Annotated in this window: 20 protein-coding genes, 1 pseudogene and 1 CRISPR repeat array; of the genes and pseudogenes, 2 read left to right on the top strand and 19 right to left on the bottom strand. The window is 39.3% G+C overall.

Annotation, left to right across the window (positions count from 1 at the left end):
- Positions 1-149: 149 nt before the first annotated feature.
- The gene (locus DW915_RS13980) at positions 150-332 is read left to right on the top strand and encodes a hypothetical protein (protein WP_055226078.1); all 183 of its coding nucleotides are present in this window, start codon (positions 150-152) and stop codon (positions 330-332) included.
- A 129-nt stretch (positions 333-461) separates the two neighbouring features.
- Here the strand turns inward: DW915_RS13980 and DW915_RS13975 are convergent, their stop codons facing one another.
- The 12 genes from DW915_RS13975 to DW915_RS13920 form a co-directional block, all read right to left on the bottom strand.
- On the bottom strand, positions 462-695 hold the full coding sequence (locus DW915_RS13975) for a hypothetical protein (RefSeq protein ID WP_082424847.1): 234 nt from the start codon (positions 693-695) through the stop codon (positions 462-464).
- A 1-nt stretch (position 696) separates the two neighbouring features.
- Positions 697-897: a type II toxin-antitoxin system RelB/DinJ family antitoxin gene (locus DW915_RS13970; protein WP_118742314.1), complete on the bottom strand. Its 201-nt coding sequence runs from the start codon at positions 895-897 to the stop codon at positions 697-699.
- A gap of 251 nt (positions 898-1148) precedes the next feature.
- On the bottom strand, positions 1149-1460 hold the full coding sequence (locus DW915_RS13965) for a hypothetical protein (protein WP_055226075.1): 312 nt from the start codon (positions 1458-1460) through the stop codon (positions 1149-1151).
- Positions 1461-2661: 1201 nt separating this feature from the next.
- On the bottom strand, positions 2662-4560 hold the full coding sequence (cas1, locus tag DW915_RS13960; RefSeq protein WP_118742313.1) for a CRISPR-associated endonuclease Cas1: 1899 nt from the start codon (positions 4558-4560) through the stop codon (positions 2662-2664).
- A gap of 7 nt (positions 4561-4567) precedes the next feature.
- Positions 4568-4828 carry a CRISPR-associated endonuclease Cas2 gene (gene cas2 / locus DW915_RS13955; RefSeq protein WP_055226072.1) on the bottom strand — a complete coding sequence of 87 codons (261 nt, stop codon included), beginning with the start codon at positions 4826-4828 and terminating at the stop codon, positions 4568-4570.
- Between the two features lie 22 nt (positions 4829-4850).
- Positions 4851-5219: direct repeats of the CRISPR family, unit length 29 nt; unit sequence GTTTCAATTCCTCATAGGTAAGGTACAAC.
- Positions 5220-5400: 181 nt separating this feature from the next.
- Positions 5401-5985, bottom strand: a complete 585-nt coding sequence (cas6, locus tag DW915_RS13950) for a CRISPR-associated endoribonuclease Cas6 (protein WP_279220275.1) — start codon at positions 5983-5985, stop codon at positions 5401-5403.
- A 140-nt stretch (positions 5986-6125) separates the two neighbouring features.
- Positions 6126-7943, bottom strand: coding sequence for a TIGR03986 family type III CRISPR-associated RAMP protein (locus tag DW915_RS13945; RefSeq protein WP_118742311.1), 1818 nt, complete (start codon positions 7941-7943; stop codon positions 6126-6128).
- 1 nt (position 7944) lies between these two features.
- Positions 7945-8316: a hypothetical protein gene (locus DW915_RS13940; RefSeq protein ID WP_118742310.1), complete on the bottom strand. Its 372-nt coding sequence runs from the start codon at positions 8314-8316 to the stop codon at positions 7945-7947.
- Positions 8317-8321: 5 nt separating this feature from the next.
- On the bottom strand, positions 8322-9689 hold the full coding sequence (locus tag DW915_RS13935) for an RAMP superfamily CRISPR-associated protein (RefSeq protein WP_055226067.1): 1368 nt from the start codon (positions 9687-9689) through the stop codon (positions 8322-8324).
- Complete coding sequence (locus DW915_RS13930) at positions 9686-11815, bottom strand: RAMP superfamily CRISPR-associated protein (RefSeq protein WP_118742309.1); 2130 nt, start codon at positions 11813-11815, stop codon at positions 9686-9688. The genes DW915_RS13935 and DW915_RS13930 overlap by 4 nt, the downstream gene beginning before the upstream one ends.
- Positions 11806-13341, bottom strand: a complete 1536-nt coding sequence (locus tag DW915_RS13925; protein WP_118742308.1) for a Cas10/Cmr2 second palm domain-containing protein — start codon at positions 13339-13341, stop codon at positions 11806-11808. Before DW915_RS13925 ends, DW915_RS13930 begins: the two co-directional genes overlap by 10 nt.
- Before the next feature lie 19 nt (positions 13342-13360).
- Entirely contained in the window at positions 13361-13726 is a 366-nt protein-coding gene (locus tag DW915_RS13920) for a CRISPR-associated protein (protein ID WP_118742307.1), read from the bottom strand.
- 187 nt (positions 13727-13913) lie between these two features.
- Here DW915_RS13920 and DW915_RS13915 point away from each other — a divergent pair, with 187 nt between their 5' ends.
- Positions 13914-16325 carry a TM1812 family CRISPR-associated protein gene (locus DW915_RS13915; protein ID WP_118742306.1) on the top strand — a complete coding sequence of 804 codons (2412 nt, stop codon included), beginning with the start codon at positions 13914-13916 and terminating at the stop codon, positions 16323-16325.
- Positions 16326-16449: 124 nt separating this feature from the next.
- Here the strand turns inward: DW915_RS13915 and DW915_RS13910 are convergent, their stop codons facing one another.
- The 7 genes and pseudogenes from DW915_RS13910 to DW915_RS13885 form a co-directional block, all read right to left on the bottom strand.
- On the bottom strand, positions 16450-16641 hold the full coding sequence (locus DW915_RS13910) for a hypothetical protein (RefSeq protein WP_118742305.1): 192 nt from the start codon (positions 16639-16641) through the stop codon (positions 16450-16452).
- A gap of 155 nt (positions 16642-16796) precedes the next feature.
- Complete coding sequence (locus DW915_RS15805; RefSeq protein WP_158581066.1) at positions 16797-16958, bottom strand: hypothetical protein; 162 nt, start codon at positions 16956-16958, stop codon at positions 16797-16799.
- A gap of 202 nt (positions 16959-17160) precedes the next feature.
- Positions 17161-17712 (bottom strand): annotated as a pseudogene (locus DW915_RS16170) (ATP-binding protein).
- A 2-nt stretch (positions 17713-17714) separates the two neighbouring features.
- Complete coding sequence (locus DW915_RS13900) at positions 17715-19001, bottom strand: type IV secretory system conjugative DNA transfer family protein (protein ID WP_118742304.1); 1287 nt, start codon at positions 18999-19001, stop codon at positions 17715-17717.
- Positions 18998-19591, bottom strand: coding sequence for a ClpP family protease (locus DW915_RS13895; protein WP_118742303.1), 594 nt, complete (start codon positions 19589-19591; stop codon positions 18998-19000). The genes DW915_RS13900 and DW915_RS13895 overlap by 4 nt, the downstream gene beginning before the upstream one ends.
- Positions 19592-19928: 337 nt before the next feature.
- Complete coding sequence (locus DW915_RS13890) at positions 19929-20285, bottom strand: hypothetical protein (protein WP_118742302.1); 357 nt, start codon at positions 20283-20285, stop codon at positions 19929-19931.
- A 93-nt stretch (positions 20286-20378) separates the two neighbouring features.
- The gene (locus tag DW915_RS13885; protein WP_118742301.1) at positions 20379-20924 is read right to left on the bottom strand and encodes a hypothetical protein; all 546 of its coding nucleotides are present in this window, start codon (positions 20922-20924) and stop codon (positions 20379-20381) included.
- Positions 20925-20981 lie beyond the last annotated feature (57 nt).

The raw sequence follows: 20981 nt of genomic DNA, 5'->3' as shown, positions 1-20981 counted from the left end.
ATCCGGAAAGACTGATCAGCTCTTAGCGGAATGCGTGGTCAGATGAGCCGGAATTTGCAAAGCAACTGGGCACTTGTCCGAAATCAGCTGGATATGGATGAAAAAATCCAGGAACGGATTCGCAAATACGAGAATGGAGGATTCTGAGAATGTCCCTTCATGAAAAATGGGAAAATATAGACCATCGTTTCAGGATGCTGGACGCAGCTGATCAGGATGGAGAGGCTGGCCTGCTCAGCGAAGCATATGAGCGCCTGATTGCTGCTTATCAAGAAGCACGAGAATTGAACGATGAGATGGAAGAACTTTTAAAGAACGCTTTAATGAATTAACTCCAGAAAGTATCTCAGCATAAGAATGGGGAGGTTTCCCTCCCCAAAATATTTTTTCAAAACTTACACAAAAAACTTGACAAACCCGCAGGATATGCCATTGTTGCAGACAGTTCTGGGTCATTTGGGTCAGACCCCCTTACGATTTTCCAGTCTCTTGGGTGCCAATCCGCTATTCCAGTTAAAATAATGGAACACAATTCCTACGACATTGGAGATAGCAGCAATTGTCATCATCCGCATAATGCATTCCATATCCCTGTCATGGCTCATGCGTTGTTTATTGCTGAAATATAATGTTCCTAACAGCATTAAGCTGATAATGTCCGCTGTCACCATTAAAAGTGATATATTTATATCCATACTATCCCTCCTCACTCTCATCAGCCGTCGTTTCCTGCGGCACATCCATCTTTAGTTCAAAAGGAATGCCGTGTGTACGAATAGATACCTTCAGGAACATATTTACAGCAGTTGTCATATTCAGACCAAGCTCATTGAAAATTTTCTCCGCCCGATCCTTGATTACCTTGTCTGTACGAATATTCAAATTAGTTGTTGCCACATAAACAACTCCATTCAAGTATAGTATACTCGACAATGTGCCTTATGCCAGCACACTGTCATTATAAAAGACGCATAAATACCGATTTTTCTAACCCAAAGTTGCATTCTAAAATCACCAGCTGTTAATAGGGCTTTTTCTGTGAAACTCTATTAAAGTGCGTCTTCTTTTCAAATCTACCTTCCTCTTTTCTCGATTTCGCACCGTTAGTCATTAACCTGAGCAGACACTTGTCTTAAGTTGACACTAGGTTAACCACATTGGGTCTGACCCCAAAATCTTTTTTGATCGTAGTTTTCCGTTTTCAGCCCGGTAATCATACACTCAAGTCTTGCAACTTTTTTCTCATATGTATTGATTGCAAATTCAATACGATAATTTATCCCCTCAGATAAATTAACATTAAACACTTCATTTGCAATGCGATCCAACGAGCCAAGATATTTCTGCGTCCCCCAGTTCATGGCCACCAACACATCAGCGATAACCTGTTTGCAATAGTCGGTTCCATGATAATCTTTATGGGGTCTGACCCAAATGTTTCCCCTATTAAGCAAATCCATAGCAAGCTAAAAATTTTAATGAGGACAGACCCCAATGCTTGTGCTTGCGGAAAATTAAGCGCTTACGTTTTTTTAAGTATAGCAAAAAATCTAGAGCTGGCACTCTAGATTTTTCTGGCTTACTTGAAAATATAATTGCTTTTCTTAGCTATTCATATACTAACACGTTTTTCTTTTAAAATCAACTTGAAAACATGAATTGCTCAAAATATATTTTTATGCTATCATGGATTTGCTGTCGACTCTTTCCAGCGGAGGGAGGTGACTTATTTGGAATACATAATTGCTTTTCTTATTTCTGTATTGGCATCTGTAGTTGGCTACTATATTTGCAAGTGGTTAGACAGAAATGACAGACAGCACTAGCCCAAACGGAATAGTCCACCTTAACGGACTTGAGAATCCTGAAGCTGGCACTTCAGGATTCTTTTATTTCTGATCCTTTTTCTTTAAGAAAATCGTAAGGGGGTCTGACCCCAATGACCCACTGGCGATTACCGTGACCGGACTTACACCGGCAAGTGTAGTCCAGCTTTGCTGGACACACGTAAAAGAAAAGCCGCCCCGGTGTTGGCGCACCAGAGCGGCAATCGATCATCCAGAAAATGGACAACCCTCCAAACGATATATTACCTTTTTCTGGAGCACCAAACAATCAGAAAGTTTGTTCGGTGTTATTTTTGTACTCATTTTTAGAGAAAATAAAGAAGAATGGTTATGGCAAAGAAAAAGGCAGCAATATCATCACCGCTTCCAAGCTCTGACCTGGTTGATCTTTATATTAGAGTTTCTGTGCCACATTGGGGTCTGACCCCATATAGCACCCAAGTTTACCGTGTGTAAGTTTGAAAGTTTCAATTCCTTTTAGGTAAAGTACGACATAATAATTTAACTTTAGGAGGATAAAAATATGACGTTTCAATTCCTTTTAGGTAAAGTACGACAAAAGCAATGTTTGACTACAACAGAATGCGGGAAATGGTTTCAATTCCTTTTAGGTAAAGTACGACAACAGCATTTCCGCTGTTTTCAGATTCTATTAAATCAGATTTTTCTCATTTTTGCAACCATTTTATCGAAAAAGTCGGTCGATCGTTTTTCTGAGATTCCTGATTTTCCTTGAATTTCAGCCATTTTGTGGAACTCATGATTTCAGCCACGAGACTGACCGACTTTTTGCTATGGAACATAAGCTTCCCCGTTAATAATATTTGTATGGTTTATACGTTTCCCCAGTCAAAATAAAATTCTTATAATTTTGAACTTCGCTCTCCAGTAATTGGTAATAAGACATTTCTTTCCCTTTTATCGTAATCCTGCTCTTTAACTTTTCCTCATACATTTGCAGAAAAATATTCTTTCCTTCTCTCGATAAATACACACCTTGATTGGATGTTTCAAAATCAGTAAGCAGCGTTAACATTTTTTTATTAATCATAGTAAAAATGATCCGGTCAATAACAATCGGTTTAAAAATATCCGCGAAGTCGAGATTTAAGCTCTGGTTTCTTTTATTTGATGCATGCACCACTCCGAATCTCGGATCCAGACCTTTTTTCCAGATAATGTTTACGAATAAATTGTATAAGAGCGTATTTCCAAAGCTGATGCAAGCATTTATAGCATCCTTCGGAGGACGTTTCGTCCGTTTTTCAAATTGGAAATCTGAAGTCTCCAATATTTGATTAAAACAAGTATAGTACAATTGCCGCGCCTTTGCTTCAAGTAACATCATATCATTTACCGAAGGGGCACGGTTCAGCGCATCTATGTACCCGCTTATTGCATCAACTTTTTCTTTGAAATCCCCCTTATGCTTCTTATCATAATATCGTAAATTTGCACGAATATTATGAAGTCCTGCAATTTCCATCCTACGCGCAGTATCCATTCTTACGTCTTCATTTAAATAATTCTTGCTTTGCACCAGGATTATTTCTGCAGATTTCTTTGTTTTTTCCGGCAAAAAACTACCTATCAAGCGACCATATTTATCGAAAAAAGAAACCTTTATTTCCCTGTTACTAAAACTCTGCAATACATTTGATGCCAATGTTACATTCCCATATATATTAAGCTGATCCGACACTTCCACCGGGATATAGTGCTTCTTTTGTTCGTTTTCAAAAAGAAGTCCAAAATCCTGGCGGTTTAGAATTCCATCCGACGTAATATGATATCTTCCGTTTATAAATTCAAGCCTACTGTCGTGCCAGTTCGAATATTGGTTCACACTTTTATAAATATGCTTTCTAACATCCACCTTTTTGTTTCGAATGAGAATATCATATCCTAAAATACTTCTGGTGCTTACGTCGAAAACTCCACTCTTTTCTTTGTTGACAGTCAACTTTCTTCGCTCCAGCCTTTCTGTTAATTCGCTGTATACCAATAAAGCTTTTTCATAGGAATCCATGTAAACATAAATATTGTCTGCATAACGAATCCAACATAATTTGCTTTCATCTAATTCTTTATCAAAATCATTTAAATAAAGATTACTGAGAATGGGGCTGATGGCATTTCCCTGCACAATTCCCTGTGTCTTTCTGCTAATTTTTCCTTCAAAGGATATATCGCAAAACAAATACTGCTTTATAAGATGTAAAACAGCTTCGTCGGTGATATATCTTTCAATTTCCGGAATCAAATTTTCCAAAGGAATTGTATCAAAATAGTTTTTCAAATCTATTTCAATTACATGCCTCATTCCAAGTTCTACATATTCTTTTGCCTTGAGAACAGCAGGCATTACGCCTTTGCTATCCTGATATGCATAACTATTTTCACAAAATATGGGAGCTAAATAACGGTTCAGTTTCTGGGATAGCAACCGTGTAATAAATCGATCTATTACGTTCAAACTGGCTATATTTCTGCGCTTTCCAGTCTTATTCATATGCTCACGTATCAGGATGATTCCCGGCTGATATTCCTGATTCTTCAAATCCGAAATTATTTGGTCATGGTTCATTCTCCAGTACTTTTCCAATTCCGAAACGTGCATTCCGTCTGGACCGCAACCATCATTTTTCGTTGCGAAATGTTCAAATGCCAGACGCTGATTATTCTTCGAAAGCATTTCATCAATTGTAAACATATCCACCTCAGATAACGTTAGAAGTTGACTGCACGATACCGATTTGTTCCTTCTTTGTATACTTTACCGAATCCAAATGATAAATGATGACAGAATCCATTTGTGTATCAATAAGATGGCCTAATTCTTCTTTCAACGCCTTCAATTTTGATTCTGTAATATTTCCCTCAAATACAGACTTTTGTATATGAATCAAATATTTCCGGCATATTTTCAAGGCTTTCCCAACGCGTTTCTGATGGATATCGTATACCAGTATTACGTACATTCAATTCACACCTTTGTTTTATAATTCAATTTCTCATAGGTAAGGTACAACAGGGAATATGCAGCAATTGAAGTCTCATATAATCGTTTCAATTCCTCATAGGTAAGGTACAACGTATCAGGAAAAGAAAAGGCATTACGTGAGTGCAAATTTAAGTTTCAATTCCTCATAGGTAAGGTACAACATGGCGACGAATACGAAAACGGATACGATGACGGCAATGATGATGGGTTTCAATTCCTCATAGGTAAGGTACAACTCAAGATGAAGCAAAGGATTTACGTAATACGTATATTGTTTCAATTCCTCATAGGTAAGGTACAACGACAGCAAAGAAGTAACGAGAACAGTGTCTAAAGAAAGTTTCAATTCCTCATAGGTAAGGTACAACATCAGCATTTCCGCTATTTTCACATTCTATTAAATCAAATTTTTCTCTTTTTTGCAACCATTTTATCACAAAAGTCGGTCGATCGTTTTTCTGAGATTCCTGATTTTCCTTAAATTTCCGCCATTTTGCAGAATTCATGATTTCAGGCATGAGATCGACCGACTTTTTCCAATTTAATTCTTTAAAGTATTTCAAACATTCCAAATCCCTGCGCGTTTTTCGCCCCAAGACCTGTCTGGTACAAGAAGTCCAGGTATTTACGTTCTCCGCTTAGTTTATAAGTTCCATACCAGGCAGTAATAAAAGTCCCCTTATAACGAGTTACCAGCTTTTTCGGCATACTGTTTTCACAGATTCCCAGCTGTATTCCGGACGTAGGAGCCATTCCATAATAGGCCTGGTATTTCCGGTAGAAATTATCATTGATCATCTTGCAAAATGGTTCTTCATCCGGACTGAAATACCAGGTTTTTTCGCTTTTCAAATCTGTGGCATATACCGTCACCGGAGATTTCATTCTGATAAGAAGCTGTCTTTCTTCCACCGTATAATCATAAAGTTCCAAATCCACATCTGTATACACATGGTTTCCGAAAGTAACGCCCTTATTCCATATGCCTTCTCCCAGAAGCCGGATCAGAAGAGGTTCCGGACTTCGCACTTCAAAGGAAACCTCTGAGAAAAACGTTATCTTCTTATTTTCAATTCGATATTCCCCTTTCAACTGACTGAATTGAAACATTTTGTACTGCCTCTGGCCCCGCATGAATCCACCTTCATGAAGGAATTCCGCATAGCCCGGTATAATATCCAGAGACCGATAAATAACAGCCTGGAGAATATGATTATAATTTACAGGTAGTAAAAGGGGCTCATCCAACTCGATATGTATGACCAACTGCATGGTTATTGATTTCCCTTCCTATCATTATTCTTACCATTATTCTGCCATTTTTTTTCACTATAAGCCATGCCTAAATCTGTATCAAGAATATTGGGAAGATTTGCGTAGATCTTTATATCTTCTCTTTCTGATGCAAACTTTTTTCCTGAATTAGTGCCACGATTTCTTACAAACCATTCATATCCTTTCTCAATCGCCTTGTTTTTCTGGGCAATATCTTTCGGATAAGAGATTTCCATGTTTTCCGGAACACTGTCCAGACCAGCTATTTTATAAAATTCTTTTTTGGCATGAACACTTAAACCAGCCTGTTCATAGGTAAGAGCCGTTGTCAAAGGAGAAACTTTATATTCCAATTTTCCATCCTTCAGCGCAATTCTTCGTTCCTTCACTTCAAGCACCTTGCAGACAATACTTCCCATCCCCAATGGTTTTGCGCTTCCAAGCTTCAGACCCAGATTTTCTTTTCCACTGTTTAGGATCCAGACCAGCTGATTTAGCTGCTTTTTTGAAATCTCCTCAAAATAAAGGTCTCCACTAAAAGTAACTTTTCCTGTCACCGGTCTTACTGTTTTATTAAAATTGGATGGCTCTGCTTTAAGAATCCTGCTATTTCTGGAATGCCAGTAAAATTTTCTTCCACGCAATTCACCTGGTTTCGCTATAACCTTTCCATCTACCACCTGATAATCATAGGTCCAGAAAGTTGCTCCGTCAGGTTGCTTCAAGTAAAATTCTGTATTTCCAAGTTTAGGTCCGCCCAGTGCCTGAAGAGTGATTTTATTAAATTCATAATATTCCTCAGGCCTTCTCTTGTCAGTCACGTATAAATCTGTAAATCGTATCTTAGAACCACTGGAATCTCCATTTTTCCCAATGTGGCCAAACAATTCGCATGCCGGGCAGAAATTTTCTGTGCATGAAGCAAACTCTCCGGCAAGCATACCGAGGCTGTTATGAAATGCCTCCTTTGTTACTGTTGCAGGAGATAAATAAACCAGATTTTTTCCGACCGTGGAATAATTAACAGGAAAATACTGTTTCTTTTTATCCTTAAAGAAGTTCTCCAGATCCTTCCGGTACTCTATATAAGCATCTTTGTTGTTTTTTTGCAGTGCCGGCTGAGACAAATAGGAACTAATCACCGGAAACAGCTTGCGTTCTACGTCATCTCTGGAAAGAACGATATTCTTCTTGTACCTGCCTTCACCAGCACGAGCACTTTTCTCCGAAAACGCATGGTATCTTTTTTTCGCCTTACTTCCGGTGCCTCCCATTCCCCATTTCAGAAGATATCCCTTTCCGACTATCAGATCACCATTCCTCCAGTTGTTATATTCCATCGGACTTTTGCCGTTAAATGCCTTGTCTCCCACTGGCGTTGAAAAAGCATCTCTTAGTTCAAACATCCCCTCCTTATTTCTACAAAGAAGCGCAGGCTTAAACCGGACAGGTACCCGTTTCACCGGATATTCCTCACTGTTCAGCACTCCCATGCAGGAATCCGTTAACGTCTCATAAACATTTCTCACCACACCTCGCATCTCACTGCCTGGAATTACCGGAATATGATATTCATTCTCATAAGTTTTTCCTGCCTCCAGTTCCGTATAGGAAAAAAAGTCATAAGATTTATGATTCTCCACCTTTGTGGATTCACTAAATGCTGATTCCGAACTGGAATTTGGTATAAAAAGAGGTGATTCCGTTGTTATGCTGTATTTTATCACACCGGTGTGGCGGTCGGTATCTGTATAAGCTTTCGCCTTTTGTGCCGGAAAATTGATAAAATTATATGGGTTGATAAATTTATCTGCCATCTTATTTCACCTCTTTCAATCTGTAATTCTCGATCCGCATAAGGTCGTTTTCATCGTAAGTAATATAATTTACTACTTCTACCAGCCCTGAATCTTTGTCTGGTTTTTCTTTTTTATTTCCCAGAGTGACTATTTTTTCCGTGTAAATGTCCTCATGTTCCACAGTCTCATCGCTGATCAGAGTTTCTATTTCCCCACTTCTGGTCTTGATATAACGATACTCTCTGGTATCATTAAATAAGTGAAGCTCCAGAAGTTTTTCCGTTAGTTGCTTGTCTTCCAGAAGCTCCTTCCGACTATATTTCTCATACTTCACCTTGTCACGGTATAACGCATATAGTGTTCCCCGTTCCGGGATACTTGTCAGATCCATGTTTTTCACCTCTTATGTGCGCAGAGACAATTGAATGCTTCCGCGATGAATTGGTTTTCCAGTCTTGGTTTTCCGTCAATGAAAATCACACCTTTCGGATACTCTTCAGAAGTGTCCGGGGCAAAAACCCCTCTTCCTACTGCCGTTTGTCCCCCCACAGCCAGATAGCCGTTCCGCAGGTCATTCACTGCCAGAAGAAGAATTCCTGTCATCCATTTGGCATCCACAGGCTGTTTTCCTTTTTGCACTGCAATTTTCAGGGTAAAATGTCCGTCCACATAAGTTTTTTCCTTATACAAAGCTCCATCGTGTACAGCAGATTCGAAGCGGCTGATTCCAGTACGGACCATAGTAAGCGGTCTGGCATCCAGAATTCTTGCCTCACTGATCACAACATTGGACGCGTGGCCACTGCCTGCATTTACACTCTGTCTCGCTCCATCTCCTGCGTCTGTCGCCTGGTTTCCAGCGGTTTCCTCAACGTATCCAAACATGATCTGCAGAATTTCTTTTTTCTTCACAGGTAATTTTGTACCGCCTGCTTCCAGTTCTCCCAAAATCTGTTCTACCCGGTGACGGATTGCACCTGCAAAGCTGCTGCCTGAGATCACCGGCACTCCGTTTGAAGTGATATGGACAAAATCCGGTTCATTCTTTTTTGCCGCATACTGCCGGATACTGATGCCGCCTTTCATCACAAGAGGGACTTCAATATGGATCATTCTTCTGGAATCCGAATCTGTGTGTAGCCAGTTTTCCAGCTCATTGGAAGCTTTCTCCCAGGTGGAAGCTTTATAGGCATCTGCATATTTCAGATAATTGTCTTTGCCATAACTTCTGACTGACAGTCTGGTGATCTTAAATGCTCCGAAACCTCTGGTTTTCTTACGTCCCAGACGAATCTCTCCCTGCTGGATTCCCTGAAACACAATAGCAAGCTGCTTTTTCATCTCTTCTTCCAGATCCCCCTCCCTGACAACAAGTTCCAGATAAAAATGTCCCTTCAGACCGGTTTCCAGGATCTCCATATCGAATTTGCAGCCGTCTTTTACAACTTTCTTTTCATTTAACCCTACTCCATCTCGCACACCGATCACAGGCTCCTGGTCAAATACAAGATCTGAGATAAGAAGCGGGCTCATTTTTCCCTCTATATCGTCTTTGGAAAAGCCAAACAGCTCCCATTCATTGTCCTTTTCCCCGATATAAGAACGCATGGCACCGGCAAGGGAGCTTCCTGGCACAAATGGATTGCCATCGAAATCCAGGAGTATATCGGCATCTGTCCATTCATCTTCTCCAGATGCTACATTCAGCGGAGACTCCAGCTGGATTTGAATATAAAAAACCAACCGTTTTATAACTGTTTTCATTCTTTGTTGTCTCCTTTCTTCTGATTTGTCTTTACTAAGTATTTCAGTTCTGCCAGATATGCACGGTAAACCTTCTTAAAAAGTCTTTCTTCTGTCAGTTTATTTTTAAAGCTGCTACCATAGGCTTCTGTCATCTCTGCTTCCACCTGTTTTCCGATTTCTTCCGGATCTATCCGCTCGATCAGGAAAGTACACAAACTGTTTTTACTTTCCTTTTCAATCTCTCTGACCTCATTTTTCATGTTTTCATAGGAATGTTCTGTTCCGAAAAGGACTCTCAACTTCGCTATTGCTGCATTCATGCTATCCATTTGTTTCTGGTCAAAGAGGTTTTCGTTTTTCAAATTTTCCCGAACAGCCTGCTCGAGCCTCTTTTCAAATTCTTTTTGAAGAAGTCCGTCCAGAATTCCAGTGGTATCCTGTGACATTATTTCTACCATTCTTTCTGCCGGTTTTTCTGCCCGCACCTTTTTTACCACAACATCAGAGCTTTCTGCCGGTTCTTTTGCCAGAAGTTCTCCAAAGCCTTCCGTTACACGTTCTCCTACAAACTTTCCATTCAAAAGTCCCATATCAAATCCGTTTTCTGAGTGAAGAAGGAAGGTGCTTCCTTTTGCCAGTGCGTATACTGCTGGTTTCCTTCGCTGCCAGGTTACATTGTATCCGCCGATGGCATTAAACTGGATATATGGTTTTTCCAGATGAAGATCCCGGCATCCTGTCATTTTGCATAATTCTTTTTCTAAAACCCGAACGTCGGTGGTAAACATTCCCTGGTCGTTATACAGAAGTACATCTGCCCCCAGCGTAAGAATTGCCCGCCTTACTATTTTGTGTTCTTCTTCTCTTTTTTCTACAGAATCCAGTGTAAAATCCACCGCCCCAAACTCACTGGAACGTCCATACCCCATACGTACCTCACCCATAGCTTCCACAGCTTCTATGATCTGCTTTGTCTGTTCTCTGCCGGCATATATGTATCCGCAGAAGTTCTGCCCCGGCGAAATTGCTGCAAGCTGGTAAAAACTGGAACCGTCCAGTCCGGTCGCACGTCCTACGGATTTGTCTGACGGTCTCTGGTGATGGTAACTGATCTCTGTTTCCACATCCTCTATAGTACCGGTATGATCCATATACCGGATATTTGCAGGTGTCATCTGCTTATCTCTGATTTCCAGCGGATCTGTCAGAAGCATATCCTTTATTCTCATCTCTCCGTTACTGTCGTAACGCTGATCCTTTACCTTTTGCAAAGAAATCTGTCCTGGCACACATCGTTCTTCTCCGTTTGTGATATAACCATTCGTTACGATTACTTCGCCGCTTTCCAGAAGGCGACTATAGCCTTCCGGCTTCAAGGCACCGGCGATCAGGCCAAGAATCTTGCTGCCTGCAATATAATCTTCTGTCGCTGCCTGATTCCCCTGTGTGGATTTACAGATCATCGCACTTCTCAGGCGAACAGTATATTTTATCTGGTTATGATCATAAAGCTGGTTTTTATCAAGGAGTACGTGCTGCCATCTGTCAGATTCCAAAGTCTCTTTCTGCGCTTTATCCAACCCGATTAGTTCCATTTCCACCAGCCCCAGCCCTCTTGTCCTAGACATTCCCATATGTTTTACAAGGGATACTGCCTGTCCAAGAAGTTCCGGGAAAGATACCTTTCTGTTCCAGTTACATTCTGCCGTAAACACCAGACCTCTTTTCACAACCCGAATTCTTCTCAGGGAATTTTCCTGGACAGTACCTGTTTCTGAATTCACTGCTGTCTGCGTCCGCATATAAGTATATTGGTTCAGTACATTCTGAGGACTTTTCAGCTCTGCATGGTGGCATTTTTTCAGAGCAGCTGTCACTTTCTCATAATTTTCTATGTAAGCATTCGAAAGAGAAAAAGCTGAATTTTGTTGTCCTTCTTTTCCAAATATTTCATGCATTTCTGCATCTGCAATACCAAGTTCCACCATTTCCTGGGCCACTTCCCGAATACACCCCTTTATTCTTTTTGCCGGAATATAAGGAATTCCATTTTCATCATATACCACATCCGTATCTACCAGACTATTATGGGTATCGCCAGAACATGTACAAAGATCACTAAGAAGTCTGATTATCAATTGCATTTGTCGTCCTCCCCTACATACCAATCCATAATTTCTAATGCGTCATACCAGATTGCTGCATTCTTCTCCGGATTTTCCAATTCGGTATATCCTCTCGACTTCAGAAAGGAAAGTATACCTTCAAGTTCTGTGTTCCCCATAGGAATGGCATCACGAAGTTTTTTCGCATTGCTTCTTGCCAATAAGTGTTCCTCAGAGTTTGACTTTATCTTTTTTCCCCCGAAATATATCATCCACTTCATCAGTTGAGCAATGTTATAGCACTCGTTTTTCTCATTCATATTCCAGTTATCCTTTTCAAACGGAACATAGTATGGACGGGAAATAAATTCTTTTCCGTCTGCTGTATAGTGTCTGTCACGGTACGTATCAAGTTCAGACGCCCGAATATTTGTACAAATTTGATAATCCAAGAAATTGCCAATCTTATCATATCTTCCATCTTTACCTTTACATTCTGGCTGTTTAGCTCTTTTCTTTGCATTATCGCAGCATGCTTCTGCCACCTGATACGCATCTGAAAAAGGAAAATGACTATTAAAAAATGCAATTCCTCCACAAGCTGAAAAATCACCTTTTTTACTGATATTCTCCAGGAAAAATTTCACTGCCGGAATAGCAAGTTTTGCATTGCATACAAAAGTAATATCATCTCCCGCAACAATAATTTCTCTGTACAATTTGTGTTTTTTTGTGTCTTTTATCCGAGGAGTCAAAAACTCCATGTATTCTTTCATTTCATCTACTGTCTGGCGAAAATTCCCAGAAATATTTAAAGATAACTTCCGCATTTTTGTAATTGCATCTTCATATCCCCTAATGTCTTTCATCGTATTCCGAATTGTGTTTCCCATACTATTTCCATCAATATGAAACACTGCCAAGGTACTGCTATCCCCTTTTTCTGTAATCATGTTATCAAAAAGTTTTTCATCTTCCATCTTAGGAAATGCGGCTCTTTTCAGGCTTGCCTCTGTGGAATAATAGTTGCCTTTTGTATCCTTACTCGTTAACGGATAGCCCGTAATCGTATCCACTGCCATAAATGGCATTGCACCCACAGGCATGCTCAACGGCATACTTGCTTTGATCTCACGCATCTTGTTATTAATTGCATCATAATCCTTTTTGTAATCCTCTGTTTTAGAAACCACTGCTACTGCTAAATTCAGTGAATATGTTCTATCCAATAGATATTTCGCCAGAAATCGATTTACTTTCTCACATTCTCTTCCATGTCGAAATAATACATAAGCATTTCCACCACCGATAAACATAATCTGCATTTCGATTTCCTGGTCTTCCAGAAACGCCTTTGGATTATCTTTCTTCCAGTCCATCATATAGGTCGACAAATTTTTCTTCTGTATACTCACATATTCCCGCAATCCTTCTGTGATAATTTTTTCTACCAGCACAGAGGCTCCTACAATTTCTTTCGCTGCATTGCTTTTAAAAATGTAGCTTTGAATCCCGCGCACATCATACATTGCCAGAACCTGCTGATCCAGTAATTCCGCTTTCATAACTTTCCTCCTGATTTCATTAGTATTCCCGAAATCCCTGAAAAACAAATAGTGTCTCTTTTTGTACCGTCCCATCCTCTTTCACATGTTCTGTGGCTCTGCGTTCTGAACAGCTTGCTAACACTTTAATGCCTCTTGCTTTCAGCTTTTGAACTATCCGAAAGCAGACTACAAACTCGCCCATACACATAACAGCCGTCGGCTCCAATGCCAATATATCTCTTATTATCTGCTCTGCCAGTTCTTCCAGACCTGAATCCGTCAGATCACATGCCACTGCCGGAAAAGGTACATCTACTATTTCTCCATATTTTTCTGCTGTCTCTCTTTGCATAACCGACCATAACCTGGAAGGATGATTCGAACAATTCACAAATTTTTTCATTTTTTCTTACCTCATCTATAAAAAGTCAACCAAAGCAGTTTTAATAAGCATACTTCTTTTTTCCTGTCATTTCAATATTTTTTGTTTAATTTTCAGTCCTTTCAATTATAAATCCATCACTTATTGTGTATTTATGATAAATATGGTAGTATTATTATAAATATTTCATTCTGGAGGTAACGATATTATGGAAATAAATGCACTTCTATTAAACTTTGAAAAGCAATTACATATTTCCGAGCATGAGAAGACTATTCTCACTGGTTTTTTACATTTTCTTGTCAATCGTTGCAACTCACAAAATGTAATTATTCCCTATGGTCTGCTTATACAATATGATGAAGACAGTTCTTACCAGACTTTCCTAAGCATTTTGGAATCTGTCCTTCCACAACTTAATACCAAAGACAAATATCTGTTAAAACACGCCACAGAAAAAAGTTTATCTCAGATAACACTAAAAGAGTATTTTAAGACTCCGAAAGAAATCTTAGTCCTTACAGATTGCGAAGATGATGGTTCCCTGGATTCTATCATCTCACAATTTCAATCCACACCTGATATTATCAAAATTGTATGTGCCCCTACCCATGTAATAGAAAATCGCTTTCGTTCCAATGAGCATTTCTTTTACCGTGTTCTGGCCCGCCATATTCATCTTGAAAAACTACACTCCGAAGAAATCACCTGCCACTTTCTTAATCTTTTCAAACAAAAAGGTTATACAGCCACTTCGGATTTTTCAGATGAATTAGCATATTATATCGAATCCATATACGAAACTGCTGACTTAAAAGCTTCTGAATTTGTGCAGGATTTAATAAGGCGAATCGAATTACAGATGGAAGAGTCCAATGGAATAACTGCTTATAGACAGGGAATTCCTGTAGATATCTCTTTTATTCCTTATTCAAAACGAGTTTTATCACGAAAGCAGAAAGAAATGTATCCTTCAAACGCTTCTGACCTGCCACAGATGATTCCAATTGAGGATACGCAAAAAGTAATGCCAGATTTCGAGGAAAATGAAGCCGAAACCCATACCCAGACTCACCAGTTTGTTCCTGAACATCATCATACAAATGTACTCCTGCTTGCTCTAAGTACATTTCCTGGTCAGATGAAGAAAAACAAATTTGAATATAATTTCAATGGACATCAAGGAACTGTTATTGGTCGTTATCAACTGGATCCCATTCCTAAAATGCTGGATGAATTACTTGCTGAAAGCAATGAAAATCTTGACAAAATTATCATGCTTTGCACAGATAAGACCCTTAAAGAAACAAGTATCACTACTCCTGAGAATATCATGATGAATATCTCACCTCTTGAATATTTCAAGAATCAAATTCGCAATTATATGAATCCTAATTTGAGTGATGACGAACGCTTCACTCCGATAACATTTTCCCTGTTTTCCCCTTATGACGGAATCCAACAGGTTATTGATACGCTGCGCGGCATAAAAAATCCAGTATTATATCTGGATACTCATGGTGGCATTCGCGGTATACAACGTATTATGGAAGCAACCATCTCTCTTTTGAAAATAGAGGATATTCATGTTAAAGAGGCATTTAGTGTAGAGTTTTCTGAAAAAAGCAAAAGCAGTATTATTACCTCTGAAACAGAAAATCTAAAAATTTTTGACTTCGTTTCAGGTATCAACGAATTTATTTCCTGTGGAAGAGCTAACACTCTGATGAGCTATTCCTCTTCTCATTCCAAAATGGATTCTTCCGAACAGGATTTTATAAATGCAATTCAGAATGTTGCCAATGGTATTCAGTGGTGTTGTATTCCAGAATTTGAAAATGGTTTAAAAAATCTTCAAACATTTTTTTCTAAAAATGCTAGGGCTAAAACAACCGATATAAATACTTCATATCTGGAAATTTATAAAACAGATATAAAAAAAGACTATAAAAAACTTGTAACCCAGCATAATGTAGCTGATGAAATAGCCTGGTGCAGAGAAAAAGGGTTTTATCAGCAGGCATTAACACTGATTGAATCCAGAGTTTCTTTGTTACTTATTGAAGATTGGAAAGTCTTAAAAATAAATCCCAGTTACACTCCCGTACGAAAAGGAAAAACTACTTGTTACAAAGTTTCGGAAGAATTTGCCCCCGCCACAGAAAATGACTTTTTTAATGCTTTTGTCTACCGCATCACAACAGATATTGTAAGAAACGATACAACGGGACTTTTTTTAACTCGTCCAAAATTTAATCAGTTAACTGAACAGGATTATACGCACTTTTTAAATGCTCTCCAGACAACACCACGCTTTTCAACTTCACCTGCCGCTATAAATAATTATTTAAAGAATGCTTTAAAACACCCAACTGTATCTTTAAAAAGCAAAACACAACAAGCTTTCAGATATGTTAATGTACCGGAATGTATCATTATTTCCGACTCCATTGACCAAACGGTTTTATTCCAACTACTCATATTACATAAAACCTTGAAAGATGTGCGAAATACCATGAATCATGCTTCCTCTGAATTGAACTACAAATTAGATGCCATCGTCCTCGCATTAAAATATTATATGATATGGCTGGAACAGATTAATCCAAACCAGAATTAACGTATTCTTTTCCATGTAAGCAGGTAATTGTCCATATCTGTTAGCACCTACACTTTTCTGATACAATCTTTTTTAATAATGAAACGAGATACAAATGGGGAGGTTACCCCTCCCCATACAGTTATCAATCTGCATCATCGTCTTCTATCGGTCCGAAAAGTTCATCAAACTTTGCCTCAAGCAGTTCCTGCAAAGAGTGGGTTTCCTCATCTGTTTCTTCATCAACATACCTTGGTTCAGCTTTCTTTTGTTCCACTTCAGTGTTACGCATAATCTTTCGCATAGCTTCAGCAAATTCTTTATGTTTATCGCTCAATTTATTTATCCCCCTTAGCCTTAATATTCTCAATCAATCCATTAGTTCATCTTTGTATCTGCCTACATCTCTCCTTAAAAATATAGGTGTAGTAATCACCAACGTCCCTCAGTACCCTTGTTGTCATAGATCTAACCAACTCATATTTGCCTTCATCAATGAAGTGCTTGGCCATTTATCACATGAACTACTTCATTCTCATCATAAGCCAGAAAAACAAGTGTATTCACTGAACGATCGTCTCTAGGATAATCATATTCTATTTTCTGATACACTGCAGGTACGATTAGATCGCCTTTATAATCCACGACTCCCATCTTATTATCTGCTGTCCAGACAAAAGCGAACTCGCCACTATAAACATAGGATATCTTTACGAAAGAATCATAGCTGGCAAGAATCCTGATTTCTTCTTTACTCTGTTCAAACGTGCATATTCCGCAAAAACAGAGCACTCGCTCCGCATGAGCGGAGCGCTGTTCCGCTAGGAACGGATCATTGCACTGTTGGTTAATAAAGTTACTTGCTTTCTACACGTCTATCGCGACCTGGAAAGTCTAATCGATATGCTTTAGAGGTCATGCGGCTGAGACATGCATCTGCATATGTGTTATCACCAAACAATTGGTACCAGTTCGCTACTGGCATCTGCGAGATGATGACTGTTGATTTTCAGCAATCTCTAGCTTCGATGATTTCAAAGAGATCACGGCACTTGTCAAGATTTAAGTCCATCAATCCAAAATCATCTATAACAAGAAGATCATAATCGGCCATCTTGTTTGAATACTCATAGTAATTATCTTCACTATGCGCATGGGCGGATTCTTGAAGCAGATAATTCGCACGGATATATTTAACAGTCCTCATTTGATGTAGTGCTGTAACGCAAAGTGCACATGCAACATGCGTTTTGCCAGCTCCTGCTCCACCTGTAATCAAAAGATTGTTCGGTTCATCGATCCAATCACCTTTGGCCAGTAATTCAATGACATGTGTGTTTAACTGCCTCTCGTGCAATTTGCTCAAACAAATAAACGCTGCTGTCTCTGGACTGATGCATCCGCTCATGATCAGCGGTCCTTCGACCACTGATCATCTTTTTGCCCCGTATGTGACTGTGTGATTCTTTGGTAAAATTCATCATGGAAAATATCATATCTTGTAGAAAACACCGGTTTCTGGCCACGGCGAAAGACGATTGTGCGGCCGACCGGGAGATACAATATTTCGTCAAGCGGCACATTCATTTTCAGGCTGAGTGCCTTTGCTGTCTCATAATTATTTCCGCCAAAAAACACATAACTATCACATTGGTCAATGATCTCTATCGCTTCATATTCGCCGTACATTCGCTTTAACTGACTTTCTGACTGTAATAAAATCCCGGAAAAGGCAATCCCTTTCGCCCTGCAGATACTCAGTTTTTCAGGCATGTCGCTTACCTTTGCTCCGGTTGCAAAGTCGTCAAAAATGATATCTGTTGGAATCTCTAACGCTCCGGCTGCGCTTTCATCTGCAATTGTAAATAATTCTGAGATCGCCTGAGACACAAAAATGTTGGCCAAACCATGAAGTGCCTTTTTTACGGGGCTTGTCGTAATGAACAAAATAGATTTTTCACTGGCAAACTTATCAAAATCAACAGGCGGCTTATTTCTCATATTATTTCTGATACTTGTTGTAAATGCTCTCAACGTTGGATTCATGGAAACGTAGATCGATTTTGCGGTTTTCGCTGCCGCCTCCCGGAATGTCTTCCAGCATACGGCAGCATAACAATCCGGTGCCGCTTTTTCGATTGTTTTAAAAAGTGAATCCAGTGATGTCGTTATTCCACAACCAGATTCCTGGATTTTCAGACTGAAATGAAGATTAAGCACATCTGCAAAGGTTGGTTTATTTTTCGTCATCAGAGTTGCTCCAATCTCCGCACCCAACAATTGCTCTGAACTTTCATCCCAGAAAGGATCCGCATTACTATGCTCTTTTCGCTCATTCGCCATAACAATTGCATGTGCCAGATCTGAAATATCCTCCTCAGACTTGACATAAGCTAACGGATCATAGCAGCAATTCCCTTTCTCCGAATCCGAGAGATCCAGGTCATATACTGTAAACCCAGCTGCTTCAAACAAAGGGATATACCTGTCCGGAATATCTCTTTTGGTGAGAATCACACACTTATTATTAGGATTTTCCACTCTCAGTGCCTCCATAAGCTCTGGTTCCACATAAGATTTCGTTTTTCCGCTCCCGGTGCCTCCCACAATCAAAACGTTACGATTTAAACCCGTTTCCTCCGGATCCCCGCTGTAAATGCAATCGTTTCCAAGAATCATTCTCTCCGTACTATTCATTCGCTTTCCTCCAATAATTTCCCGAAATCTATGATCTCATCCACCAAACCAAAGTTCCGGCTCTCCTCAGCGCTGAAATAGTGGTCATAACCGGTCGCTTTCTCCACGGTCTCCTCTGTCTGTCCTGTGTGTTTTGCCAGAATTTGATTCATCTTATGTTTCGTTTCCAGCAAGGATTCCGAAATGGATTTGATGGATGAGCTGTTGCCGCTCACGTGGTTTCCAAGCAGCGGCTCGTGAATCATTACTTCCCCGTGTGGGAGTATATACCGGCCATGATTACCGCAGGCGAGTAAAATCGCTCCCATAGAATATGCTCTGCCAATGCAGAATGTACGAATAGGGGCTTTACTTGCCTGAATGACATCGTAATACACCATTCCGGAGTTGATACAGCCGCCAGGTGTATTAATCAAAAGGTCAATCGGCCGGTCCGGATCCTGCATATTTAAAATCATGATTTTCTTCACAAACTCACATGCCGTTTCCGGAGTAATTTCTCCCTCTATAAAGACTTTACGGTTTGACATGAGTTTTGCATCCCCGGAAATCTGAAAGATTCCGTTTGAACTTTTCTCGATAATATTCATGTTTCCTCATCCTTTTCTTTTTTAACAACGATTTTTAATCCTGCGTAGCACGTTGGTGTTTCAATCCCCCGCAAACCTTCAGCCGTTTTACGGTCGCTGTCATCTGAACTCTACGCCCCATCCACCAGGCGGTACATTCATCTCTGAAGTACAGGTATAGAATATAAAATTTTCAAAGAATTCTCTGTCTCGTATCGGCAAAAAAAGATACAAAAAAGAAGTTCTGCGACATTTTTAATTAATATCACAAAACTTCTTTTCCAATTTTCATCTGATCTTAAGCGTATACGTTCCGAAGCTCTATTATCCGCTCAATTTATTTCATAAATTTAAATAATCACATTTTTGCTTCTACTTCTTTTTTATAATTTTCCAAGACACTCAATGTTTCTTTAATCATAGGATCATTCATATCAAGCGGCATTTCCAGCTCAACAGGAGTGTAACTATTCCAATTTCGATCAAATATGCCATCACCATAAAGATTTTTCTGGCAAAGGACAAAAACGTCTTTTCCCATTCCAATGGCCATACCCGTCTCAAGCTGCAGCCAGGCAGAAGAATATCTGCGATGCGTCGCTTCCAATTCCTTCTCAGATCCTTCTTTATCTCTATAGAAATAGGCATGACTGCGTTCAAGTCCTAACACAATAATCCCATGGCATTCTTCTATATATCTTCTGACCTTTTCCATTGGATTCCTGCGATCAAAATCTGTCATTACACAGCGCACAGGTTTAATGCCAATACTTTTAAGTTTACTGCAAAATTCTTCTATAAACTCTGACTATTCAAACGTATGTGGCGTAATGGTACTAATAAACATAGGAAACGTTGGTTCAACCTGATTATGTTCAATTTCTTCTGCAACTTCTTTGTTCTTCCGGTAAATAACTTTACTAGCCTCAGTTTTTATATATCTTTCAATGATCAGATTTACATTTTTATAAATATCATCTGCATCAGACTCCAGATAATTATTCTCTATTCCTGTGTCATGTACTAATCGATTTCTTTTTAAGCGAATTTCGTCAGCGCGTCTCATAATATCTTCAATTACCGTTGCATCTGTTGCTGATAATTCATATTTTGACGATCCATTATTCAATATGTTACGTAATCGCGCAATCAATGAGCTTATTTCTTCTGTACTGATATTCACATTTAAAAGGACAGACAAAATATCTTTTAACATTGACTCCACGAACACAGCAGACCAAATAGAGGCCGAAAGTAACTCTCTATTCTCAAACGCCTTTAAACAATTAGACAAATGAATCCAGGTTATATTCTGGAAATACTCTTTCTTTTTTACAATCTCTTTATAAGTCATCGTATCATTACCTCGTATTGCTCTTTAACAGGTCGGATTTAATATTATTTTCTCGAG

The organism is Blautia sp. AM42-2 (assembly GCF_003480245.1).
Lineage (GTDB): Bacteria > Bacillota > Clostridia > Lachnospirales > Lachnospiraceae > Fusicatenibacter > Fusicatenibacter saccharivorans.
This window is presented reverse-complemented; position numbering and strand designations above follow the sequence as displayed.